At 69.2% G+C, this 3,910-nt stretch carries 5 protein-coding genes; all 5 read left to right on the top strand.

Features of this window, described 5'->3' with window-relative positions:
• The coding region (locus tag LPZ50_RS22790) for a metal ABC transporter ATP-binding protein (protein WP_230665099.1) at positions 1 to 548 on the top strand (548 nt) is incomplete at its 5' end.
• Complete coding sequence (locus LPZ50_RS22785) at positions 545 to 1,420, top strand: metal ABC transporter permease (protein ID WP_230665098.1); 876 nt, start codon at positions 545 to 547, stop codon at positions 1,418 to 1,420. The genes LPZ50_RS22790 and LPZ50_RS22785, both read left to right, overlap by 4 nt.
• A gap of 10 nt (positions 1,421 to 1,430) precedes the next feature.
• Positions 1,431 to 2,501, top strand: a complete 1,071-nt coding sequence (locus tag LPZ50_RS22780; RefSeq protein WP_419195632.1) for a metal ABC transporter solute-binding protein, Zn/Mn family — start codon at positions 1,431 to 1,433, stop codon at positions 2,499 to 2,501.
• Positions 2,502 to 2,536: 35 nt separating this feature from the next.
• Complete coding sequence (locus tag LPZ50_RS22775; RefSeq protein WP_230665100.1) at positions 2,537 to 3,127, top strand: DUF1007 family protein; 591 nt, start codon at positions 2,537 to 2,539, stop codon at positions 3,125 to 3,127.
• On the top strand, positions 3,124 to 3,910 hold a 787-nt coding region (locus LPZ50_RS22770), incomplete at its 3' end, for a nickel/cobalt transporter (RefSeq protein WP_419195631.1). The genes LPZ50_RS22775 and LPZ50_RS22770, both read left to right, overlap by 4 nt.

The raw sequence follows: 3,910 nt of genomic DNA, 5'->3' as shown, positions 1-3,910 counted from the left end.
GGCCGCTGGCGGGCACGCTGTGCGTGGCCCCTGGCGAACGGCGCCGGCTGGCCTGGCTGCCGCAGGCCGCCGAGCTGGACCGGACTTTTCCCATTACCGTGCTGGACATGGTGGCCATGGGCGCCTGGCGCCGCGTGGGGCCGTGGCGCCGCTACGGCGCCGCGGAAATGGACAAGGTGTGGCAGGCGCTGGAAACCGTGGGCCTGCAAGACCAGGCCGGCCGCATCGTGGGGGCCCTGTCGGGCGGCCAGATGCAGCGCGCGCTGTTTGCCCGTCTGTTGCTGCAGGACGCCCAGGTACTACTGCTGGACGAGCCCTTCGCCGCGGTCGACAGCCACACCGCCGATACCCTGATGCAGTTGCTGTGCTGCTGGCACCAGGAAGGGCGCACGGTGGTGGCGGTGCTGCACGACCTGGACCTGGTGCGGCGGCATTTCAGCCAGACACTGCTGCTGGCGGGCCGGCAAGTGGCCTGGGGCGAGACGGCCCGGGTGCTCAGCCCTGAAAACCTGGCTGCCGCGCGCGGCGCGCAGGCGCAGTGGTCATGAGCGCGTGGGACTGGGCGGTGGCCCCTTTTCTAGATTACGGCTTTATGCGGCGCGCCCTGGCGGGCACCGCGGCCACGGCCCTGGGCGCGGCGCCGCTGGGGGTGTTCCTGGTGCTGCGGCGCATGAGCCTGGTGGGCGATGCCATGTCGCACGCGATTCTGCCGGGCGTGGCGGCCGGTTTCCTGCTGGCCGGCCTGTCGCTGGGGGCGATGCTGCTGGGGGGGCTGGTGACGGGGCTGGCCGTGGCGCTGCTGGCCGGGCTGGTGTCGCGCCTGACACCTTTGCGTGAAGACGCCAGCTTCGCGGCTTTCTACCTGATATCGCTGGGGCTGGGGGTGCTGCTGGTATCGGTGCGGGGGTCCAACATGGATCTGCTGCATGTGCTGTTCGGGACGGTGCTGGGGTTGGACGACCCGGCGCTGCTGCTGGCCGCCAGCGCCGCCAGCCTGACCTTGCTGGCCATGGCGGCGTTGTACCGGCTGCTGGTGGCGGAATGCCTGGATCCGGGCTTTCTACGTACCTGCGGGGGCGGCGGCGCCGTGGCGCACATGGTTTTTCTGGTGCTGGTGGTGGTGAACCTGGTGGCCGGTTTCCAGGTGCTGGGCACGCTGATGGTGGTGGGCATGATGATGCTGCCGGCCGCGGCGGCGCGGTTCTGGATGCCGACGGTGGGGGCGCAGATCGGGCTGGCGGCCTGTCTGGGCCTGGCCGCGGGGATATCGGGCCTGCTGGTTTCGTACCACTACAACCTGCCGGCGTCGCCGGCCATCATCCTGGCCGCTGGCGCGGCCTATCTGGTTTCTGTGGCCTGCGGCCCGCAGGGCGGGCTGTTGCACAGCCTGGTCTCGCACGGCCGGGCACGCCAACGCTAAGGAGAATGACATGCATGGATTCTTTGCCGCGCAAGGACGCCGGCGCGTACTGATGATGCTGACGCTGGGGGCGGCCTGCGTGTCGGCGCCGCTGATGGCACGCGGCGCCGAGCCGTTGCGCGTGGTGGCCAGCTTTTCGGTGCTGGGAGACATGGTGCGCGAGATCGGCGGGCCGGATGTGGCGGTAACCACGCTGGTGGGGCCCGATGGCGACGCGCATTCCTACGAGCCCACGCCGGCCGCGGCGCGCCAGCTTGCCGGGGCCGCCGTGCTGGTGGAAAACGGCCTGGGCTTTGAAACCTGGCTGCCGCGCCTGGCCAAGTCGGCGGGTTTCGCCGGCCATACCGTGGTGGCGTCGCGGGGCATTGCGCCGCGCAAGCTGGCCGAAGATGAGCAGGGCCACGGCCACGAGCATGACCACGGCGGGCACGGTCACGATCATGGCCAAGAGCACGATCACGCGCACGATCACGCGCATGATCACGCGCATGATCACGCGCATGATGGGGCTGGCAACCCGGCGGCGCACCACCATCATCACGGCGACCAGGATCCGCATGCGTGGCAAAGCCTGGCCAATGGCGTCGTCTATGCCCGCAATATCGCCGCCGGCCTGGCGGCGGCCGACCCGGAGCGGGCCGCCGCGTACCGGCAACGCGCGCAGGCCTATATTGCGCGCATCGAGGCGCTGGACGCGCAATTGCACAAGACCTTCGACGCCATTCCGGCGGCCCGTCGCCAGGTGGTGACATCGCACGACGCGTTCGGCTATTTCGGCGATGCTTATGGCGTGCGCTTTATCGCGGTGGCGGGTTTTTCCACGGATGCGGAGCCCGCGGCGGCCGACATGGCGCGCATCATCGAGCAGGTCAGGCGTGAACATGTGCCGGCGGTGTTTGTCGAAAACATCGCCAGCCCTGCGCTGGTGCAGCAGATTGCCCGCGAAACCGGGGCCAAGGTCGGTGGTACGCTTTATTCCGACGCGCTGGCCCCGCCCGGAAAGCCGGCTGCCACCTATCTGGGAATGTTTGAATGGAACGCGCGCCAGCTGTCCGCCGCTATGCAGCCACCCTCGCCATGACCTGCGCGGTATCCGCCGCGCAGGCGCATCCGCACATGTGGATCGACGCCCGCGCGCGCATCGTGTTCGATGCGCAGCAGCGCGTCACAGCCATCGAGCAAGACTGGAAGTTCGACGAGATGTTCGGCACCTACACCACCCAGGGGCTGGCCAGGAACGCCGATGGTAGCCTGTCCGACGACATTCTGAAGGGCATGGCGCGCGACTGGATGAGCGCCCTGGGCGAACCCATTTCGCACTACTTCACGCGCGCGGCCGTGGACGAGCAGACGCTGTCCTTTGGCGAACCGCGCAATGCCAAAGTCAGCTGGAATGCGCAAGACCAGCGCCTGACGCTGTCGTTCACCCTGCCGCTGGCGCAGCCGGTGGCGCCCGGCCAGCAGGGGCTGCGATTCGACATCTACGATCCCACCTATTTCGTGGCCTACGATTTCAGCGCGCCGGGCGCGGTGGCCGTCTCGGGCGCCCCGGCGGAATGCGCGCCCCGCTACCAGCCGCCGCGCGAACTGGACTGGAAGACCATGCAGCAACTGGCGGCGATTCCGGCCGACCCCGACGCCTTGCCTGAAGAACTGTTCGCCATTACCAAGGGACTGACGCACCGCATCGAGGTCGCGTGTCCATGAGGCGTGGGTGGCAGGTCGCGCTGTGGGGCGCGCTGGGGCTGTTGCCCTGCGCCGCGTGGGCGCAAGGGGCGCATCCGTTCGGCGTGCCCGAAAGCACGGCCGGCCTGTCCGGTGGCCCGGATTGGCTGTCGGCATTCTTTGGCCAGGTGGCGGCCTGGCAGACACATTTTTATCGGCAACTGACCGGCGCGGTGCGTGCCTGGCAGGCCGACGGCGCGGCCGCCTGGGGCCTGCTGGCCCTGTCGTTCGCGTACGGCGTGTTCCACGCCCTGGGGCCGGGGCACGGCAAGGCCGTCATTGCTTCCTACGTGTTGGCCAACCGGCAGACCGCGCGCAATGGCGCGCTGCTGGCGTTTGTGTCGGCGTTGCTGCAGGCCCTGGTGGCTATCGGCCTGGTGGCCGTGCTGGCCTGGTTGCTGAACGCCACCGCGCCGGTCATGAACCGCGCCACGCGCTGGCTGGAGATGGCATCGTATATTTTCATCGTGGCGTTGGGCGCCTGGCTGGTGTGGCAGAAGGGCGTGCGGCCCTGGCTGCTCCGGCCGTCGCAGCCGCACGGCGAGGGCCGTGGGGCCCTGCACGGCCACGACCATGGCCATGATTCCGCGCATGTTCATCATCACGCGCCGGGGCATGGCCATGGCCATATTCACGACCCGCACGACGGCCACCCGTCCGCGCCGCGTGCCGCTGATTGCGGTTGCGGCCACTCGCAGGCCGACCAGCGCAGGCAGGCCATATCGCTGACAGCCAAGGGCCGCAAGTTGATTGAACAGATGCGCC

This window comes from Bordetella petrii, from assembly GCF_020991325.1.
In the GTDB taxonomy this organism is placed as follows: domain Bacteria; phylum Pseudomonadota; class Gammaproteobacteria; order Burkholderiales; family Burkholderiaceae_B; genus Bordetella_A; species Bordetella_A petrii_E.
The sequence above is the reverse complement of the archived record's forward strand: the minus strand, read 5'-3'. Positions and strand labels throughout refer to the sequence as shown.

Excerpts from the sequence above, each read along its gene's own strand:
- LPZ50_RS22780 (WP_419195632.1), top strand. The coding sequence starts at position 1,431 with ATGCATGGATTCTTTGCCGCGCAAGGACGCCGGCGCGTACTGATGATG.
- LPZ50_RS22775 (WP_230665100.1), top strand. The coding sequence starts at position 2,537 with ATGTGGATCGACGCCCGCGCGCGCATCGTGTTCGATGCGCAGCAGCGC.
- LPZ50_RS22785 (WP_230665098.1), top strand. The coding sequence starts at position 545 with ATGAGCGCGTGGGACTGGGCGGTGGCCCCTTTTCTAGATTACGGCTTT.